This is a genomic window from Streptococcus infantis (genome assembly GCF_000963255.1).
Lineage (GTDB): Bacteria > Bacillota > Bacilli > Lactobacillales > Streptococcaceae > Streptococcus > Streptococcus nidrosiense.
In genome coordinates this window covers 1-19,685 of sequence record NZ_JYOV01000010.1, presented here as the reverse complement: position 1 = coordinate 19,685, position 19,685 = coordinate 1, and the positions used below count along the sequence as shown (strand labels likewise).

Sequence of the window (19,685 nt, the reverse complement as noted above, 5' to 3'; positions counted from 1 at the left end):
GAAAAAGATATATGATTACAGAATGGGAAGAATTTTTAGATCCTTACATTCAGGCTGTCGGAGAGCTGAAGATAAAACTCCGAGGTATTCGAAAACAATACCGCAAACAAAATAAACATTCTCCAATTGAGTTTGTAACTGGTCGAGTCAAACCGATCGAAAGTATAAAAGAAAAAATGGCTCGTCGAGGGATTGGATACGATACGTTGGAACAGGACTTGCAAGATATTGCAGGTTTACGCGTCATGGTTCAATTTGTAGATGACGTGAGCGAGGTTGTTGCCATCCTTCGTAAGAGGCAAGACATGAGAGTGGTACAAGAACGTGACTACATTACTCATCGAAAGGCTTCAGGCTATCGTTCTTACCATTTGATTATTGAGTATACAGTTGATACGATCAATGGGGCAAGAACGATTCTGGTGGAGATTCAGATTCGTACCTTGGCTATGAATTTCTGGGCTACCATCGAGCATTCTCTCAATTATAAATATCAAGGGGATTTTCCAGAAGAAATTAAGAAACGTCTGGAAATCACAGCAAGGATATCTCACCAATTGGATGAAGAAATGAGTAAAATTCGTGATGATATCCAGGAAGCACAGGCACTCTTTGATCCATTGCATAGAAAGTTAAATGACGGGGTAGGTAATAGTGACGATACCGATGAAGAATACAGGTAAACGAATTGATCTAATCGCTAATCGCAAACCTCAAAGTCAACGAGTCTTATATGAATTAAGAGATCGATTAAAAAAGAATAACTTTATATTAAATGATAAACATCCCGATATCGTGATTTCCATAGGTGGGGATGGGATGCTTTTGTCTGCTTTTCACAAGTATGAAGACCAGCTGGATAAGGTTCGCTTCGTTGGTGTTCACACGGGTCATTTGGGTTTCTATACGGACTACCGTGATTTTGAACTAGATCAATTGCTTACTAATTTACAGTTGGATACTGGGGCTCGTGTGTCTTACCCGCTTTTAAATGTAAAGATTTTTTTGGAAAATGGAGAAGTGAAAATTTTCCGTGCTTTGAATGAGGCTAGCATTCGGAGATCTGATAGGACCATGGTTGCCGATATTATCATTAACCACGTGCCATTTGAACGTTTTAGAGGAGATGGCCTAACGGTATCGACGCCAACTGGGAGCACAGCCTATAACAAATCTCTTGGTGGAGCTGTTTTACATCCTACTATTGAGGCCCTACAATTGACAGAAATTGCGAGTCTTAACAATCGTGTCTACAGAACCTTAGGTTCTTCTATCATTGTGCCTAAGAAGGATAAGATAGAATTGATACCAACTCGTAATGACTATCATACGCTTTCTGTTGACAATAGCATTTATTCTTATCGTAATATTGAAAGAATAGAATACCAGATAGACCATCATAAGATTCATTTTGTAGCAACACCAAGCCATACTAGTTTTTGGAATCGTGTCAAAGATGCCTTTATTGGTGAGGTGGATGAATGAGGTTTGAATTTATTGCTGACGAACACGTCAAGGTAAAGACTTTTCTGAAAAAGCATGAAGTCTCTAAAGGATTGCTGGCCAAAATCAAGTTTCGAGGTGGAGATATTCGCGTAAACGGTCATCCACAAAATGCAACCTATCTCTTAGATATTGGGGATGTGGTTGTCATCGACATTCCTCCTGAGGAAGGTTTTGAGACACTGGAAGCAATTGATTATCCACTGGATATTCTGTTTGAAGATGATCATTTCTTAATTCTAAACAAACCCTTTGGTGTGGCCTCGATTCCTAGTGTCAATCATTCCAATACCATCGCTAATTTTATCAAGGGCTACTATGTGAAACAGAACTATGAAAATCAGCAGGTTCACATTGTAACCAGACTAGATCGCGATACTTCGGGTCTCATGCTTTTTGCTAAACATGGTTATGCTCATGCTAGACTAGACAAGCAGTTGCAAAAGAAAGCCATTGAAAAGCGCTATTTTGCACTCGTTAAAGGAGATGGTTTTCTGAAACCTCAAGGTGAAATCATTGCCCCGATTGCCCGTGACGAAGATTCCATTATCACTAGGCGAGTGGCAAAAGGTGGTAAATATGCCCATACTTCCTATCGCATAGTGCAGTCTTATGGCAATATTCATCTAGTTGATATTCGACTACATACGGGAAGGACACACCAGATTCGTGTTCATTTCTCCCATATCGGTTTCCCTTTGCTTGGCGATGACCTCTATGGTGGTAGTCTTGAACATGGCATAGAGCGTCAAGCTCTGCATTGCCATTACTTATCGTTTTATCATCCTTTTCTTGAAGAGCAGTTGGAGATGGAAAGTCCGCTGCCGGATGATTTCAACACTCTTATAACTCAGTTATCAAATAATAATTTATCTTAAAAGGAGTCAAAACTCATGGAAGTTTTTGAAAGTTTAAAAGCCAACCTAGTTGGTAAAAATGCACGTATTGTCTTGCCAGAAGGTGAAGAACCACGTATTCTTCAAGCTACAAAACGCATCGTAAAAGAAACAGAAGTTATTCCCGTCTTACTAGGAAATCCTGACAAAATTAAAATTTATCTTGAAATCGAAGGAATCATGGATGGTTATGAAGTCATCGACCCAGCCCACTATCCTCAATTTGAAGAAATGGTAACATCTCTTGTAGAACGTCGTAAAGGAAAAATGACTGAAGAAGAAGCTCGTGAAATCTTGGTTAAAGACGTGAACTATTTTGGTGTTATGTTGGTTTACATGGGCTTGGTAGATGGAATGGTTTCAGGAGCTATTCACTCTACTGCGGCAACTGTTCGCCCAGCCCTTCAAATCATTAAAACTCGTCCGAATGTTAGCCGTACTTCAGGTGCCTTCCTCATGGTTCGTGGTACTGAACGTTACCTCTTTGGTGACTGTGCCATCAATATCAATCCTGACGCTGAAGCTTTGGCAGAAATTGCGATTAACTCTGCAATTACAGCTAAGATGTTCGGTATTGAACCAAAAATTGCTATGCTAAGCTATTCAACTAAAGGTTCTGGTTTTGGTGAAAGCGTTGATAAGGTCGTTGAAGCAACTAAGATTGCTCATGATCTTCGTCCTGACCTTGAAATCGATGGGGAATTGCAATTTGATGCTGCCTTCGTTCCAGAAACAGCTGCTCTCAAGGCACCAGGAAGCAAGGTTGCTGGACAAGCAAACGTCTTTATCTTCCCAGGTATCGAAGCAGGAAATATTGGCTACAAGATGGCAGAACGTCTCGGTGGCTTTGCAGCAGTTGGTCCAGTATTGCAAGGTTTGAACAAACCAGTTAATGACCTTTCTCGTGGATGTAACTCAGATGACGTCTTCAAACTTACACTAATCACAGCAGCACAAGCTGTACACCAATAAAATACAAGATAGCTCCTTTTCTGTTAAAGGAGCTTTTCGTTGAATTTCAAATCTAAAGATGATAAAATGTATTTACAAAGCATCTTTACAAAGAGGTATTAATCATGGCAAGTACTCAACCAGTTAATTTTAGAGCAGATTCGACTTTTTACCAACAAACGAAAGAAATCATAGCTGATGAAAAGTTAACCCTATCAGATATTTTTAATGCTGCACTTCGTAAAATTGCGACAGGTGCGGTTGATCCCAAAGAGTTCGTATTTAGTGATTTACAAGAGACTCAATATCAGGTTGCTTTTGAAGACTTGAAAAAGGAAATCTTGATGGGACATCAAGAAATTGAGCAAGGTAAACTAACGTCTTTGGCAGATGTAAGAAAGGAATTTGGACTTGACTAATCATAAGCGTTACCATGTTTCTCTTACGGATCAAGCTAAGAAAGACTTGAGAGAAATACATGATTATATTGTACTGAATTTTTACAGCCAGCAATCTGCCGATAGTAAACTAGACCTTATTCTAACGGCACTAGAAACTTTAGAAACCTTTCCAGAAGCATGTCCTTTGGTTTCAAGTCGAGGTTATGGTGAATTAACAGATGACGGAAAACGTTATCGATATATGCCAATTGAAAATTACTTAGCTTTTTATTATATCGACAAATATGAGGTTTATGTCTCCAGAATTTTAAATTCCAAGCAGAATTGGACTAAGTTATTCAATAAGTAGAGGTAAAATTTTTTAAATTTTTTTGAATCATTTAGTCCCACTCTTTGTCCCCCCAAGAAAGGAAGTTTTTAAAATTGAAATACAAATTTCTATTATTCGATCTCGATCACACCTTACTCGATTTTGATGCTGCTGAGGATATAGCTCTGACGCAACTCTTAGAAGAAGAAGGAGTAGAGGATATACAAGCCTATAAAGATTACTATGTACCAATGAACAAGGCTCTTTGGAAGGATTTGGAACAGAAAAAAATTACAAAGGCTGAGTTAATTAACACACGTTTTGCAAAATTGTTTGCTCACTTTGGCATTGAAAAAGATGGGGCTTACTTAGCAGAGCGCTACCAGTTTTTCCTATCAAAACAGGGACAGACTTTCCCAGGTGTCGAAAATTTATTAAAAAAATTGATAAGTAAGGGCTATGAACTCTATGCTGCGACAAATGGAATCACCTATATTCAGACAGGTCGTTTGGAACAATCTGGAATTACACCATTTTTCAAGGAAATATTCATTTCAGAGAAACTCCATACCCAAAAACCAGATGCTGAATTTTATGAAAAAATTGGAGCTCGAATCCCTAACTTTGATAAAAATCAGACCCTTATGATTGGTGATTCTTTGTCAGCTGATATTCAAGGTGGAAATAATGCTGGCATCGATACCATCTGGTACAATCCTCATCATCTGGAAAATAAGACACAAGCTCAGCCAACTTATGAAGTCGACTCTTATCAGGCTCTGCTTGATTGCTTGGGGCTCCTTTAAAAATCACAAAATATAAAAGATTCTAGAAAACCTGGAGCATGGAGTGCAAGAAATTTTGGTATTTTTTGAAAACGTTTTATTTTTTTGATATAATAAATCATACTAGGATATAATGACAAGAATATTGTGATTGTCATCTACCGTTAAGTTGTATATGGATATCAAATTGGTAGTACAGTTAATCAAGTAGGTATTGAAAAAGAAGCATCTAAACTAGTCAATAAATTATCTATTCATCTGTTTGAACGTCTTAAATTGGTATAAAAAAGCTATATAGGAGCAAATCAGTATGATATTAAAAAGTAATAAAAGAAACATAAACTTCATGTTGATGTTAATAAGTGCTTGTTGCTGCCTTATTTGTCTAAGTGCCTGTCAGTCAAATAAGGTAAATTCGGTAGATGATTATAAAATGGCTATCTGGGATAGCGATAAAATAGCTGTCTTTGATGATTATGATTTAAATGAGTTCAAGGTTAATATATCTAGAAAAGAGAAATTTATCTATTGGGCAGAAAGTTTTTCGGAAGCAGGATCCTATTCAACTGCAAAAACAAAAGATACCTCAGGTCTAAAAAGATATGTCTCTAGAATTAATAAGGAAAATTTAAGTGAAACGTTTAAATTAGCAGAAGGAAATGATGCATACGCATCTATAACAGATGGGGATTATTTATATGCAACTGCTGTCTTTACAGATAGAATTGAATTTTATAAATATGATAATAATTTAGAGGTTATTACTAATGTTACCGTGAAAAATGATGGTCAGTTAAATGCCAGTCAACAGTTTGTTATTGTAGATAATTATTTATACTTACTTGTAACCACATTGGATTTATCAACCCAAGTTCCTAATACGGAAATTTGGAAAATGGATAAAGAGTTCAACATCGTGGAAAAATATAATCTTGACGAAACATCAGCATATATGAGAATGGTTAATGTAGATGATGTCTTGTATATTGTGGAAGCACTTAGTGGGCGCAATTCTGATGGAGAATATAAGTCGGGAAATAAAATAATGGTTTTTGATTTAAAGAGTCAGAGCAAGAATTATATCGATATTCCTGATAAGTATCCAACAAATATTCACTATGATGCTAAAAATAATCAATTGATTATAGAGAATGAGGGATTATATAATGGCGAATTTTCCTTTACTACAGTCAATCTAGACAATTTAGAAGAAGATATTATTCATCTGGAAGGCTTTAGTACAGAGCAATATATTGCACCGTATTTTACATTTAAAGACAACATCTATTATTTTTTATTTAATGATTCTCTGGTTAAATATGATATTGTTGATAAGAAACAAACAGTTATCAATCTAGAAAATTATAAGATAAAAGATGCACATTATTTGATTGTTAAATAGTTTATTTATTGGGTGAAAGTCAAATAATAGAAATTTAATCTTTAAGATGTGCTTAAGTATAGTTTTAGTAATCTCTCCTTATCTCTGGCTAAGGGGAGATTTAATCTAGTTTGTTGTCAGCATAGATTTAGAAGGTATTTGAAAAGTCCTGCAAGGAAAAGATTTGAAAGATATCATGATAGTTTTTTTTTATAATGATCAGTTATCTTTCTGAGTATTCTGAACAATAGATTCTTTGCAAAACCTTGTAAAATATTTAGAACTTTTTAAAAGTAGATAGGAGTCTTGAAATTATGGGCACATGGGATGCAACGATTTTTGGAAATGACACCTCCTTAGATATTAAAGAAGAATTCTTCGAGAGATAAAATCAAGGAGAAGATGCAAATACAATTAAAAATGACTTGACGTCGGATTTATACGGTGACGATATGTATGATGTCTTGTTCGCCTTGGCACACTGTTTATGGGAAGTTGGGCAATTAGATGACGAATTCTTGCTTGAAATTAAAGAAATCATTCTCAACAAAGAGGATTTAGAACTTGCCCAAGAATTGGGTGCAGATAGTGAATTTTTAGAACAAAGAAGTGAAAATCTAGAAAAGTTTTTAGAAAAAATTAGTGTAAAAAAAGAAAATCCCAAAAAGAGAATTGCTCCGCCTGTTCCTGTAGAAAGCAAATATAGGAACGGTGCTGTGATGGTGTTTCAGTATGAAGATGGCATGTATGGTGCTTTGATAGCAGTAGATGGAGCTTTCTTTGATAAGGAAACCTATTATGCTTATCTGCAGACTGATGTTAAAATGACCAGAAAACCCACTATGGAAGATGTGCGATCAGCACGAATTCTCGATCCAAGTTTTCATAGTGCAGAATACAATTCATTTCGTGACTCTAAGTATTACTACTCTTTTGTAAATTGTATTTCAGGATATCTAAAAAGTACAGCAACTAAAAAATTTGAAAAATACAATGATAGTGTTTTTGAAATTATAGGCTATCTTTCAGATTGGGGGAGTTGCTGTAGCGCGGCTTCTGGAGGATTTGATTACTATAAACAAAAATCAAGTGATGAGTTTAAGATAAGCGTTGTAAAGGAATTGAATAAAAGATTTGATGAAAAACTTAATACTCGAACAAAATTGATTATTGATGAAATCGACAAAGAATTTATCCTTTCTAATACGAGAAAAGGTCTTGAATAATGGCTCTTTAGTATAAATTCTCTAAAAAACTTCTCAAATCTCAATAGATACTTTTAAAAGTGGTTTAGATAGCCACTTTTTGCTATAATAGAGACAGTATTAACGAAGGAGTTGACTATGGAACACTCATCTTGGCATGCTTTGATTAAAGAGCAATTACCTGAGGGTTATTTTGGGAAAATCAATCACTTTATGGAGCGGGTTTATACTCAAGGAACTGTATATCCTCCTAAAGAAAAGGTTTTTCAGGCTCTTATAACAACTCCTCTGGAAGAGGTTAAGGTAGTGATTCTAGGCCAAGATCCCTATCATGGGCCTGGTCAAGCTCAGGGCTTGAGTTTTTCTGTACCCAATGCTATTCCAGCGCCACCTTCCTTGCAAAACATTCTCAAAGAGCTTTCAGATGATATTGGAGTTAAGAATTCACATGATTTAACTACTTGGGCCGAGCAGGGAGTCTTGCTTCTCAATGCTTGCTTGACGGTTCCTGCTGGTCAAGCAAATGGTCATGCTGGGCAGATATGGGAACCTTTTACAGATGCTGTAATCAAGGTTGTCAATAATATTGATAGACCCGTAGTTTTTGTACTTTGGGGTGCATATGCACGTAAGAAGAAATCCTTGGTTACAAATCCTCAGCACTTGATTATCGAATCAGCCCACCCAAGTCCTCTTTCAGTTTACAGAGGATTTTGGGGTTCCAAGCCTTTTACCAAGGCCAATGCATTCTTAAAAGAAAGTGGACAAGAGCCAATAGATTGGCTTAGATAAGGAGAGAATATGCCTCAGTTAGCGACAATTTGCTACATTGATAACGGGAAAGAGCTGCTCATGCTTCATCGCAATAAAAAGCCTAATGATGTCCATCAAGGAAAATGGATTGGTGTAGGTGGAAAGTTAGAACGGGGGGAAACTCCACAAGAATGTGCTGCTCGTGAAATTCTTGAAGAAACTGGTCTAAAAGCAAAACCAGTATTAAAAGGAGTTATCACCTTTCCAGAGTTTACACCAGACCTTGACTGGTACACCTATGTATTTAAAGTAACTGAGTTTGAAGGTGAGTTGATTGACTGTAATGAAGGGACCTTAGAATGGGTTCCTTACGATGAGGTTTTAAGTAAGCCGACCTGGGAAGGGGACCATACCTTTGTAGAGTGGCTTTTAGAAGATAAACCATTCTTTTCAGCTAAATTTGTCTATGATGGTGATAAATTATTGGATACCCAAGTGGATTTCTACGAATAAAGGAGTAAAGCGATGTTAGTAATCAAAAACGGCCGTGTAATGGATCCTAAGTCTGGTTTGGATCAAGTGTGTGATGTCTTGGTCCAAGATGGGAAAATTGTCAAAATTGCGTTTGAGATCACGGAAGAAGGAGCAGAAATCATAGATGCTACTGGTCTTGTAGTTGCGCCTGGATTGGTGGATATCCATGTTCATTTCCGTGAACCTGGTCAAACTCATAAAGAAGACATTCATACAGGAGCACTTGCAGCAGCTGCAGGTGGATTTACAACTGTCGTTATGATGGCTAATACCAATCCAACCATCTCAGATGTTGAGACTTTGCAAGAAGTTCTTCAATCTGCGGCAAAGGAAAAGATCAACGTTAAATCTGTAGCAACAATTACCAAGAACTTTAATGGCCAAGATTTGACAGACTTTAAGGCGCTTTTAGAAGCTGGAGCTGTTGGATTTTCTGATGATGGGATTCCACTTGAAAGCAGTAAAGTGGTCAAGGAAGCCATGGAAGAGGCTAAAAAGTTAAACACCTTTATCAGTCTGCACGAAGAAGATCCTGGACTGAATGGTACGCTAGGTTTTAATGAAAACATCGCTAAAGAACATTTCCATATCTGCGGTGCTACCGGGGTTGCAGAATACGCTATGATAGCTCGTGATGTCATGATTGCCTATGCAACCAAGGCTCATGTTCATATCCAGCATTTGTCAAAAGAAGAAAGTGTCAAAGTTGTGGAATTTGCTCAAAATATGGGAGCAAACGTAACTGCAGAAGTAGCTCCCCAGCATTTTTCTAAGACTGAAGCTCTTCTTTTGACTAAAGGAAGTAACGCTAAGATGAATCCACCTCTTCGTCTGGAGTCTGACCGTCGTGCAGTTATTGAAGGGCTTAAATCTGGAGTCATTTCTGTCATTGCTACTGACCACGCGCCTCACCATGCTGACGAAAAAAATGTTGAGGATATTACCAAAGCTCCATCAGGTATGACAGGTTTAGAAACTTCTTTGTCACTCGGTTTAACTTACTTAGTAGAAGCTGGTGAGCTAACCCTGATGGAATTATTAGAAAAAATGACAGTAAACCCTGCCAAATTGTATAATTTTGAAGCAGGATATTTGGCTGAAAACGGCCCAGCTGATATTACAATTTTCGATGATAAAGCTGACCGAATTGTTGATACGCATTTTGCTTCTAAAGCAGCTAATTCTCCATTTATTGGTGAACAATTAAAAGGGCAGGTTAAATATACTATCTGTATGGGACAAATCGTTTATCAAGCAGATTAGGAGCTTGAGGATGAATTATTTTCGTAAACTTAGAAATCGTAAACGAAATGCTTGCCATGGAGTATATTGTCAAGCCGCTAACCGTGCTAAAATTCAGTATGAAACCAAGGAAAAAGCTGATCATGCTGTAGAGTATGATAATGGTGGCTTGGTTAGAAGCTATTATTGCGCCTCATGTAATTGCTGGCACACGACATCAAAAACTAGTAATCCACCTTTGAGCTTGAGAAAATACGGCTTAAAGCTTTTTGGCTTGGATGCAAAGGAGTAGAAAGAGTAGGTATGCATTCAACAGAAACTATTAAAGACAAAATCATCTTATTTTTAAAAATTTTCTTTCCTATTTTAATTTATCAATTCGCTAATTATTCCGCATCTTTTGTCGATACCACGATGACGGGCCAATATAATACTCTCGATCTAGCGGGTGTTTCAATTGCAACTAGTTTATGGAATCCTTTCTTTACCTTTTTGACTGGAATTGTCTCAGCCTTGGTCCCTATTATTGGTCACCATTTGGGACAAGGAAAAAAGAAAGAAGTTTCTTCGGATTTTTATCAATTTCTTTATTTGGCTTTAGCCTTATCTATCGTACTTTTTGGCTTGGTTTTCTTTTTAGCACCAATTGTGTTACAATTCATGGGACTGGAAGTGGCTGTATCCAGCGTTGCCATACGTTATCTGTGGCTCTTAGCCATCGGTATTATTCCTCTCTTACTTTTTAGTGTTATTCGTTCGCTACTTGATACGCTAGGACTGACAAAATTGTCTATGTATCTCATGCTTCTTTTACTTCCTTTAAATAGTGGATTTAACTATTTACTAATATATGGAGCTTTTGGTTTTCCTGAGTTAGGAGGTGCAGGAGCAGGTCTAGGGACTTCCCTTGCCTACTGGGCTTTGTTGCTGATTTCGGTTTTGGTCTTGTTAAAGCATAAAAAGCTCAAGGAATATCAACTCCAAAGACCTATGCCCATACAAATTAAAAAAATCAAGGAAGCTATTTATCTTGGTCTACCAATTGGTGGAACTGTATTTGCAGAAGTTGCTATTTTTTCAGTTGTTGGTTTGATTATGGCGAAATTCTCATCACTTATTATTGCCAGTCATCAGTCAGCTATGAACTTTTCAAATCTGATGTATGCTTTTCCTATGAGTATTTCAACTGCCATGGCCATTGTGATTTCTTATGAGGTAGGAGCTAAACGGTTAGACGATGCAAAACAGTATATCCATATTGGTCGTTTAACAGCTATGGTGTTTGCAGTTTTAACACTTAGTTTTCTCTACATCTATCGTGAAAATGTAGCCAGACTATATGGTCAAGATTCAGAATTTATCCAACTGACAGCATCTTTTATGACCTATAGCTTGTTCTTCCAGTTAGCTGATACCTTTGCGGCACCTTTACAAGGTATTTTAAGAGGTTACAAGGATACGATTGTTCCTTTTTGTCTTGGTCTTCTCGGATACTGGGGTGTTGGGATTCCGCTTGGGTTATATCTTGATTATTCGACTAGTTTAGGTGCGTATTCCTATTGGATTGCTCTTATCATTAGTTTAATGGTAAGTGGAATTCTTTATCAGTGGCGTTTACAAGTTATTATGCAAAGATTCAAATAATTTGTTGAAAAATGATGAAAAAACAGCTTGTGAAATTTGTATTTTATATAAAGAAAAGTCTTGATTTTACTGACTTTTCTTTTTTTATATTGTGAAAAATTGCAAGCATATTTTTTGACACTAATTAACCTATAAAGTAAAATAGAACTATAAGAATTTAAACTTAGAAAGGCAAGATTATGTCAACTTTAGATAAAAATCTTTTGCTTGAGATGTTCCGTAAGATGGAAGAAATTCGTCGTATGGACTTAAAAATTGCTCAATTAGTAAAAAAAGGAAAAGTGCCCGGTATGACGCACTTTTCTGTTGGTGAGGAAGCTGCTAACGTCGGAGCTATGTTAGCTCTAAACGCAAATGATCTGATCACTTCAAATCACCGTGGTCACGGTCAAGCCATCGCTAAAGGTATTGACCTTAATGGCATGATGGCTGAAATCCTAGGTAAGTATACCGGAACTTGTAAAGGTAAAGGTGGATCAATGCACATCGCCGATCTTGATGCAGGTAACCTTGGTGCCAACGGTATTGTAGGTGGTGGTATGGGAATCGCAGTAGGTGCTGCCCTTACTCAACAAATGAAAAACACTGGTAAAATCGTTGTCTGCTTCTTTGGTGACGGTGCAACAAACGAAGGTGTATTCCACGAAGCGGTGAATATGGCGTCAATCTGGAATCTCCCAGTAATTTTCTACTGTATCAATAATGGTTACGGAATTTCAGCAGATATTAAGAAAATGACCAATGTTCAACATATCCATGAACGTAGCGCAGCTTACGGTATTCCTGGTATGTTTATCGAAGATGGTAACAATGTAATCGATGTCTACGAAGGATTTAAAAAGGCAGTCGATCATGTTCGCTCTGGTAAAGGTCCTGTCTTGATTGAGAGTGTAACCTACCGTTGGCTTGGTCACTCATCTTCAGACCCAGGTAAATATCGTACACGTGAAGAAGTAGAAGAGTGGAAACAAAAAGACCCAATCGAAAATCTTCGCAAGTACCTTGTTGAGAACAAGATTGCTAGTGCAGAGGAACTTGAAGAAATTCAAGCACAAGTTAAGGAAGCAGTGGAGGCATCTGTTAAATTTGCAGAAGAAAGTCCATTCCCTCCACTAGAATCAGCATTTGAAGATATTTACGCAGACTAAGGAGAAGTAGAGAAAATATGGAAACTAAATTAATGTCTTTCCGCGATACCATTATCCTTGCAATGTCTGAGGAAATGCGTCGCGATAAAAATGTACTCTTGATGGGTGAAGATGTAGGTGTCTTTGGTGGAGACTTTGGTACATCTGTAGGTATGCTTGAAGAATTTGGACCAGAACGTGTACGTGACTGTCCTATTTCAGAAGCTGCTATTTCTGGTGCAGCTGCTGGTGCAGCTATGACTGGTCTTCGTCCAATCGTTGATATGACCTTCATGGACTTTTCTGTAATTGCCATGGATGCTATCGTTAACCAAGCAGCAAAAACTCGTTATATGTTTGGTGGAAAAGGTCAAGTACCAATGACAATCCGCTGTGCAGCTGGTAATGGTGTAGGTTCTGCAGCACAACACTCACAATCATTAGAAACATGGTTTACGCATATCCCAGGATTGAAAGTAGTAGCTCCAGGTACACCAGCTGATATGAAGGGACTTCTCAAGTCTTCTATTCGCGATAACAACCCTGTTATCATTCTTGAATACAAATCTGAATTTAACCAAAAAGGTGAAGTTCCTGTTGATCCAGACTATACTATCCCACTTGGTGTCGGAGAAATCAAACGCGAAGGTACTGATGTAACAGTAGTAACCTACGGTAAAATGCTTCGTCGTGTCATGCAAGCAGCTGAAGAATTGGCTGAAGAAGGAATCTCTGTAGAAGTAGTAGACCCACGTACTTTGGTTCCACTTGATAAAGAAATCATCATTAACTCAATTAAGAAAACAGGAAAAGTAGTTCTTGTCAATGATGCCCACAAAACAAGCGGCTATATTGGTGAAATCTCAGCTATCATTTCGGAATCAGAAGCATTTGATTATTTAGATGCACCTATTCGTCGTTGCGCAGGAGAAGATGTGCCAATGCCTTACGCACAAAATCTTGAAAATGCAATGATTCCGACAGTTGAAAGCATCAAAGATGCCATTCGTAAAACTCACAACAAACAATAATACATAACATAAATTATGTAATATGCATTAGTATTTTATCTTTCGTTTTAAATTGATAAAAAGCGACAAGGAACGAATCGAATCGTTATCATTCGATGAGTGACTTAGTAAGACTACTAGGTTGATCGCTTGATAGCTACAACAGTTGTAACTTGAGATATATTTTGTATCCAAGTTGATTGTATAGTTGCGACAGTTTTTTGACGAATCGATAATATTTGGCAAAAAACTTAGTAAGTCTACTAGGTTGGCCGCTCGATAGCGGCAACCGTAGCAACTTGAGACACGTTCCGTGTCCAAGTTGCTTGTAGAGTTGAATTCGGGCTAAGTCTGTGTGAAAAAGATAAACTTTCCTAGAAACTAAAGTTTCTTCGTCAAGTTTCCTATTTTCACTGTGACTTTTGACGCCCTTAGTATCATTGTAACTGAATCCGGACGGAGGACTGTGAAAAAAAGATAGATTTCCTCGTGTTCATCGAACACAGCGTCAATCTCCTATTTTTTCTTTGTCCTCTACGTCCTTGATATCTTAGTATAGAATAGGAGAGGTCATGGCTGATGATAAGCTAAGAGCGACTCCTGCGGCTAGAAAATTAGCAGATGATTTAGGAATTAATCTCTACGATGTTTCTGGCTCAGGCGCAAACGGTCGTGTCCACAAAGAAGACGTGGAAACATTTAAAGACACTAATGTGGTTCGCATTTCGCCACTTGCAAAACGAATTGCCCTTGAACATAACATTGCATGGCAAGAAATCCAAGGAACTGGTCATCGTGGTAAGATTATGAAGAAGGATGTTTTAGCTTTCCTTCCTGAAAATATCGAAAACGATACGATTAAGTCTCCTTCTCAAATCGAGAAAGTGGAAGAAGTCCCAGATAACGTAACTCCTTATGGTGAAATCGAGCGTATTCCAATGACACCGATGCGTAAGGTTATTGCTCAACGTATGGTTGAATCTTACTTGACTGCACCAACCTTCACGCTTAACTACGATGTTGATATGTCTCAAATGTTGGCCCTTCGTAAGAAAGTCCTTGATCCAATCATGGAAGCAACTGGTAAGAAAATTACTGTTACAGACTTGCTTTCACTTGCGGTTGTTAAGACTCTTATGAAACACCCTTACATCAACGCTTCATTAACTGAAGATGGTAAGACAATTATTACTCACAATTATGTCAACCTTGCGATGGCAGTTGGTATGGATAATGGATTGATGACACCAGTTGTCTATAATGCAGAAAAAATGAGCTTGTCTGAGTTGGTAGTTGCATTTAAAGATGTGATCGGACGTACTTTGGATGGTAAACTAGCTCCTAGCGAATTGCAAAATTCAACTTTCACCATCAGTAACTTGGGAATGTTTGGTGTTCAATCATTTGGTCCTATCATCAACCAACCGAACTCAGCCATCCTCGGTGTTAGCTCAACAGTTGAAAAACCGGTTGTAGTAAATGGTGAAATCGTGATTCGTCCAATTATGAGTCTTGGATTGACAATTGACCACCGTGTCGTAGATGGTATGGCTGGTGCTAAGTTTATGAAAGACTTGAAAGCTTTGATTGAAAACCCAATCTCAATGTTGGTTTAAAGTATTTATTATTAGAAATATAGATAAAGGAAGTAAGATATGGCCTTAGAAGTAATTATGCCAAAAGCCGGCGTGGATATGACAGAAGGACAAATCGTCCAATGGAATAAAAAAGTCGGAGAATTTGTAAAAGAAGGAGAAATCCTTTTGGAAATCATGACTGACAAAGTCAGCATGGAATTGGAAGCCGAAGAAGATGGTTACTTGATCGCTATCCTTAAAGGTGATGGAGAAACTGTCCCTGTTACTGAAGTTATCGGTTATCTTGGGGAAGAAGGGGAGAATATCCCAACAGCTGGCGCAGCAGCACCTGAAGCTAGTCCAGCACCTGCTGCAAGTGCTTCAAACGATGATGGTAAGAGCGATGATGCTTACGATATCGTTGTTATCGGTGGTGGACCTGCTGGTTATGTATCTGCAATTAAAGCTGCACAATTAGGTGGTAAGGTTGCTCTTGTTGAGAAATCTGAACTTGGTGGTACTTGCTTGAACCGCGGATGTATTCCAACTAAGACTTACCTCCATAACGCTGAAATTATCGAGAATATCGGTCATGCAGCAAATCGTGGTATCGTGATTGAAAATCCTAACTTCACTGTTGATATGGAAAAACTATTAGAAACTAAATCTAAGGTTGTTAATACTCTTGTTGGTGGTGTTGCAGGATTACTTCGTAGCTATGGAGTTGATGTTCATAAAGGTATCGGTACTATTACTAAAGATAAGAATGTCTTGGTAAATGGTTCTGAATTGCTTGAAACTAAGAAGATCATCCTTGCTGGTGGTTCAAAAGTAAGCAAAATCAACGTTCCTGGTATGGAATCATCTCTTGTGATGACTAGTGATGACATCCTTGAAATGAACGAAGTACCAGAAAGCCTAGTTATCATCGGTGGTGGGGTTGTTGGTATCGAACTTGGTCAAGCCTTCATGACATTCGGTTCAAAAGTTACTGTTATCGAAATGATGGATCGCATTGTTCCAGCTATGGATGCTGAAGTATCTAAAAACCTTCGTTTGATTCTTGAACGTAAAGGTATGACTATCTTGACAGGTACTAAACTTCAAGAAATCATTGAAGAAAATGGCAAACTCCGTATCAAGGTTGAAGGAAAAGATGATATCATCGCAAATAAAGCCCTTCTTTCAATCGGTCGTGTTCCAGATCTTGAAGGTATCGGAGAAGTTGAGTTTGAGTTAGACCGTGGTCGTATCAAGGTTAACGAGTACATGGAAACTTCTGTTCCTGGTATTTATGCACCAGGTGATATCAACGGTACTAAGATGTTGGCTCACGCTGCCTTCCGTATGGGTGAAGTAGCAGCTGAAAATGCTCTTAAAGGCAACCACGCTGTTGCCAAATTAAACTTAACTCCTGCAGCTATCTACACACTTCCAGAAGTAGCAGCAGTTGGTTTGACTGAAGAACAAGCTCGTGAGAAATACGATGTCCAGATCGGTAAATTCAACTTTGCAGCAAACGGTCGTGCAATTGCTTCTGATGCTGCTCAAGGATTTGTTAAAGTCATTGCAGACAAGAAATATGGTGAAATCCTTGGTGTTCATATCATTGGTCCTGCTGCTGCAGAGTTGATCAATGAAGCGTCAAGTATCATCGAAATGGAAATCACTGTTGAAGAAATGCTGAAGACAATCCACGGACACCCAACTTACTCTGAAGTAATGTACGAAGCATTTGCGGATGTTCTTGGAATGGCTATCCATTCACCTAAGAAAAAATAAAGATAGATAGATTGGACTGGAATTTTTTTCCAGTCTCTATCATATTAGAAGGTATCTTATGAAATATATTATCAATCATTCAAACGACACTGCCTTTAATATTGCTTTAGAGGAATATGCTTTTAAACACCTTTTGGACGAGGATCAAATTTTCCTGCTTTGGATTAACAAACCATCTATCATTGTAGGTCGTCACCAAAATACGATCGAAGAAATCAACCGTGATTACGTTCGTGAACACGGAATTGAAGTAGTACGTCGTATCAGTGGTGGTGGAGCAGTTTATCATGATTTGAACAACCTCAACTATACAATCATTTCAAAAGAAGATGAAAACAAGGCCTTTGACTTCAAGAGCTTCTCTACTCCAGTTATCAACACTTTGGCGGAACTTGGTGTTAAAGCTGAATTTACAGGCCGCAATGACCTTGAGATTGACGGTAAGAAATTCTGTGGGAATGCACAAGCTTATATCAACGGACGCATCATGCACCATGGTTGTCTTCTATTTGACGTGGATTTGTCAGTCCTAGCTAACGCACTTAAGGTTTCTAAAGATAAGTTCGAATCAAAAGGTGTTAAATCAGTTCGAGCACGAGTAACCAATATCGTAGACGAACTGCCTGAAAAAATCACTGTCGAAGAATTCCGTGACTTACTTTTGGAATACATGAAAAAAGAATATCCTGAAATGACTGAATATGTATTTTCAGATGATGAATTGGCTGAAATCAATCGTATTAAAGATACCAAGTTTGGAACTTGGGACTGGAACTATGGTAAATCACCAGAATACAATGTCCGTCGTGGAACTAAATTCCCAAGTGGTAAGGTTGAAATCTTTGCTAATGTTATTGAATCAAAAATTCAAGACGTTAAGATTTACGGTGACTTCTTTGGTATCGAAGATGTTGCAGCCGTGGAAGATGTTCTTCGTGGCGTTAAATACGAACGTGAAGATGTTCTAAAAGCTCTTCAAACGATTAACTTAGGCCGTTACTTCGCAGGAATTACTGCTGAAGAAATTGCTGAAGCAGTTGTTGAATAAAGAAAAAAGAAGTTGGACTTTACCCAATGTCATTAAGTTAAGAAATTCAAATACAATTCTGTATTTGGGTTTCTTTTTTTATGTGCTAAACTGATAGTTAAGGAGGTACTTCCTATGATAAAACAGATAAAAGCCCACTTGAATAAGAGTATTCAGAGTATCCTTGGTCAAAAAGTTGAGCTCGTCAAACAAGATGAACAGGCCTTTACTCGTAAAAGAAGGTTATCACTAGAAACCATGATTCGTACCATTCTGGGAATGGGAGGAAAATCACTGTCAAAAGAATTACTAGATGCTAGACTGACAGTTTCAAATTCAGCCTTTGTTCAAAGACGCTATCAGATAAAACCTGAGGCTTTCTATACCTTATTTAAAGAATTTACAGCACCTATTCCACTTAACACCAATCTTCCGATATTCGCTGCAGATGGGAGTGATATCTGTATTCCTCGAAATCCCATGGATACAGAAACCTCTATCCAAACCCAAACGGATGTTAAATCCTATAATCTCATACACATAAATGCCCTATACGACTTGACGACTGGAGTGTATAGAGATGTTTCTATTCAAGACAAACATACGCAACATGAGCGCTTAGCTCTGATTCAGATGATGAAGGCTTCTCCCTTTCGAGAAAGCTCTTGTTATCATGGATAGAGGCTATGAAAGTTACAATCTCATGGCTCATTTTCAAGAAAAAGGATGGCTTTATATCATCCGAATTCGAGATGGAAAACAATCCATGCGTTCCTCCTTCAACTTGCCAAATACAGAGTGTTTTGATCAAAACTTTTCTCTAAAATTATCACGAAAGCAAACCAATCAGCTCAAAAAACTTTATCGTGATTTCCCCAATGACTATCATTTTATTCCACACAATTCTACTTTTGATTTTCTTCCAGAAACAAGTCAAAAACATGACCCTGTTGAACTATACCAACTTCCTTTTCGTTTGGTGCGTTTAGAAGCGGAAGAAGGAAAATACGAAACTTTGGTGACAAATACAGACTATTCAGTCCAACAATTAAAAAATCTCTACGCCAGCAGATGGGGCATAGAGACTAGTTTTCGTGACCTGAAATACAGTATTGGCTTGGTCAATTTTCATGCCAAAAAGAAGGAAGGGATTCTCCAAGAAATCTTTGCCCGATTTACAAATTTTAACTTTTGTCGTTGGGTAACCTCGCAAGTTGCCATCGACAGTAGTCACAAAAAACAAAGATATAAAGTGTGTTTCTCAGATGCGACTTATGCCTGCCGTTTGTTTTTTAACGGTTCCCTTTCTTCTCTCCAGTTGAAAAACTACCTCAAGAAACAGTTATCTATTATTCGACCGAATCGAAAATATCCAAGAAAAATAAAGGCCCAATCGGTAATTGATTTCATCTATAGAGTAACATAAATCTCAAAAAATAGGGTGAAAAAACCTTTATTTGTTATGCAAAAAAAATAGAAGATAGGATAGAGAATCACTTTGATGATCTCAATCCTATCTCCTATTCAAATAGTTAGATTACTAACTTAATGACATTG

20 protein-coding genes and 1 pseudogene are annotated in these 19,685 nt (G+C 37.7%); 20 read left to right on the top strand and 1 reads right to left on the bottom strand.

What is annotated here, in order from left to right:
* The first annotated feature begins 11 nt into the window (after positions 1–11).
* From TZ96_RS03735 to TZ96_RS03705, 7 genes are all read left to right on the top strand, one after another.
* Positions 12–683 carry a GTP pyrophosphokinase gene (locus TZ96_RS03735; RefSeq protein WP_000627444.1) on the top strand — a complete coding sequence of 224 codons (672 nt, stop codon included), beginning with the start codon at positions 12–14 and terminating at the stop codon, positions 681–683.
* Positions 667–1,485: an NAD kinase gene (locus TZ96_RS03730; RefSeq protein WP_045762945.1), complete on the top strand. Its 819-nt coding sequence runs from the start codon at positions 667–669 to the stop codon at positions 1,483–1,485. Before TZ96_RS03735 ends, TZ96_RS03730 begins: the two co-directional genes overlap by 17 nt.
* On the top strand, positions 1,482–2,381 hold the full coding sequence (locus TZ96_RS03725; RefSeq protein WP_045762944.1) for an RluA family pseudouridine synthase: 900 nt from the start codon (positions 1,482–1,484) through the stop codon (positions 2,379–2,381). Before TZ96_RS03730 ends, TZ96_RS03725 begins: the two co-directional genes overlap by 4 nt.
* Before the next feature lie 15 nt (positions 2,382–2,396).
* Positions 2,397–3,371, top strand: coding sequence for a phosphate acetyltransferase (gene pta, locus TZ96_RS03720; RefSeq protein ID WP_045762943.1), 975 nt, complete (start codon positions 2,397–2,399; stop codon positions 3,369–3,371).
* A gap of 104 nt (positions 3,372–3,475) precedes the next feature.
* Positions 3,476–3,769, top strand: a complete 294-nt coding sequence (locus tag TZ96_RS03715; protein ID WP_045762942.1) for a type II toxin-antitoxin system RelB/ParD family antitoxin — start codon at positions 3,476–3,478, stop codon at positions 3,767–3,769.
* The gene (locus tag TZ96_RS03710) at positions 3,762–4,100 is read left to right on the top strand and encodes a type II toxin-antitoxin system RelE/ParE family toxin (protein WP_045762941.1); all 339 of its coding nucleotides are present in this window, start codon (positions 3,762–3,764) and stop codon (positions 4,098–4,100) included. The genes TZ96_RS03715 and TZ96_RS03710 overlap by 8 nt, the downstream gene beginning before the upstream one ends.
* Before the next feature lie 74 nt (positions 4,101–4,174).
* Positions 4,175–4,867 carry a YjjG family noncanonical pyrimidine nucleotidase gene (locus TZ96_RS03705; protein WP_045762940.1) on the top strand — a complete coding sequence of 231 codons (693 nt, stop codon included), beginning with the start codon at positions 4,175–4,177 and terminating at the stop codon, positions 4,865–4,867.
* A 102-nt stretch (positions 4,868–4,969) separates the two neighbouring features.
* Here TZ96_RS03705 and TZ96_RS11110 read toward each other — a convergent pair whose 3' ends face one another.
* The gene (locus TZ96_RS11110) at positions 4,970–5,032 is read right to left on the bottom strand and encodes a hypothetical protein (protein ID WP_398578145.1); all 63 of its coding nucleotides are present in this window, start codon (positions 5,030–5,032) and stop codon (positions 4,970–4,972) included.
* Positions 5,033–5,279: 247 nt separating this feature from the next.
* On the opposite strand from TZ96_RS11110, the gene TZ96_RS03700 reads away from it, so the two are divergent.
* From TZ96_RS03700 to TZ96_RS10425, 13 genes and pseudogenes are all read left to right on the top strand, one after another.
* The gene (locus TZ96_RS03700; RefSeq protein ID WP_049509215.1) at positions 5,280–6,248 is read left to right on the top strand and encodes a hypothetical protein; all 969 of its coding nucleotides are present in this window, start codon (positions 5,280–5,282) and stop codon (positions 6,246–6,248) included.
* A 431-nt stretch (positions 6,249–6,679) separates the two neighbouring features.
* Complete coding sequence (locus TZ96_RS10935; protein WP_241768482.1) at positions 6,680–7,453, top strand: hypothetical protein; 774 nt, start codon at positions 6,680–6,682, stop codon at positions 7,451–7,453.
* A gap of 117 nt (positions 7,454–7,570) precedes the next feature.
* On the top strand, positions 7,571–8,224 hold the full coding sequence (locus tag TZ96_RS03690; protein WP_045762939.1) for a uracil-DNA glycosylase: 654 nt from the start codon (positions 7,571–7,573) through the stop codon (positions 8,222–8,224).
* A 9-nt stretch (positions 8,225–8,233) separates the two neighbouring features.
* On the top strand, positions 8,234–8,698 hold the full coding sequence (locus TZ96_RS03685; RefSeq protein ID WP_045762938.1) for an NUDIX hydrolase: 465 nt from the start codon (positions 8,234–8,236) through the stop codon (positions 8,696–8,698).
* Between the two features lie 12 nt (positions 8,699–8,710).
* Complete coding sequence (locus TZ96_RS03680) at positions 8,711–9,982, top strand: dihydroorotase (RefSeq protein ID WP_045762937.1); 1,272 nt, start codon at positions 8,711–8,713, stop codon at positions 9,980–9,982.
* 10 nt (positions 9,983–9,992) lie between these two features.
* On the top strand, positions 9,993–10,253 hold the full coding sequence (locus TZ96_RS03675; RefSeq protein WP_045762936.1) for a hypothetical protein: 261 nt from the start codon (positions 9,993–9,995) through the stop codon (positions 10,251–10,253).
* Positions 10,254–10,264: 11 nt separating this feature from the next.
* Positions 10,265–11,605, top strand: coding sequence for an MATE family efflux transporter (locus TZ96_RS03670; RefSeq protein WP_045762935.1), 1,341 nt, complete (start codon positions 10,265–10,267; stop codon positions 11,603–11,605).
* Positions 11,606–11,784: 179 nt separating this feature from the next.
* Positions 11,785–12,753 carry a thiamine pyrophosphate-dependent dehydrogenase E1 component subunit alpha gene (locus TZ96_RS03665; protein WP_045762934.1) on the top strand — a complete coding sequence of 323 codons (969 nt, stop codon included), beginning with the start codon at positions 11,785–11,787 and terminating at the stop codon, positions 12,751–12,753.
* A gap of 17 nt (positions 12,754–12,770) precedes the next feature.
* Positions 12,771–13,763: an alpha-ketoacid dehydrogenase subunit beta gene (locus TZ96_RS03660; RefSeq protein ID WP_045762933.1), complete on the top strand. Its 993-nt coding sequence runs from the start codon at positions 12,771–12,773 to the stop codon at positions 13,761–13,763.
* A gap of 551 nt (positions 13,764–14,314) precedes the next feature.
* Positions 14,315–15,358 carry a dihydrolipoamide acetyltransferase gene (locus TZ96_RS03655; protein ID WP_045762932.1) on the top strand — a complete coding sequence of 348 codons (1,044 nt, stop codon included), beginning with the start codon at positions 14,315–14,317 and terminating at the stop codon, positions 15,356–15,358.
* Between the two features lie 39 nt (positions 15,359–15,397).
* Complete coding sequence (gene lpdA / locus TZ96_RS03650; RefSeq protein WP_045762931.1) at positions 15,398–17,101, top strand: dihydrolipoyl dehydrogenase; 1,704 nt, start codon at positions 15,398–15,400, stop codon at positions 17,099–17,101.
* A 58-nt stretch (positions 17,102–17,159) separates the two neighbouring features.
* Positions 17,160–18,149: a lipoate--protein ligase gene (locus tag TZ96_RS03645; RefSeq protein ID WP_045762930.1), complete on the top strand. Its 990-nt coding sequence runs from the start codon at positions 17,160–17,162 to the stop codon at positions 18,147–18,149.
* A gap of 114 nt (positions 18,150–18,263) precedes the next feature.
* Positions 18,264–19,554: pseudogene (locus TZ96_RS10425) on the top strand (IS4 family transposase).
* Positions 19,555–19,685 lie beyond the last annotated feature (131 nt).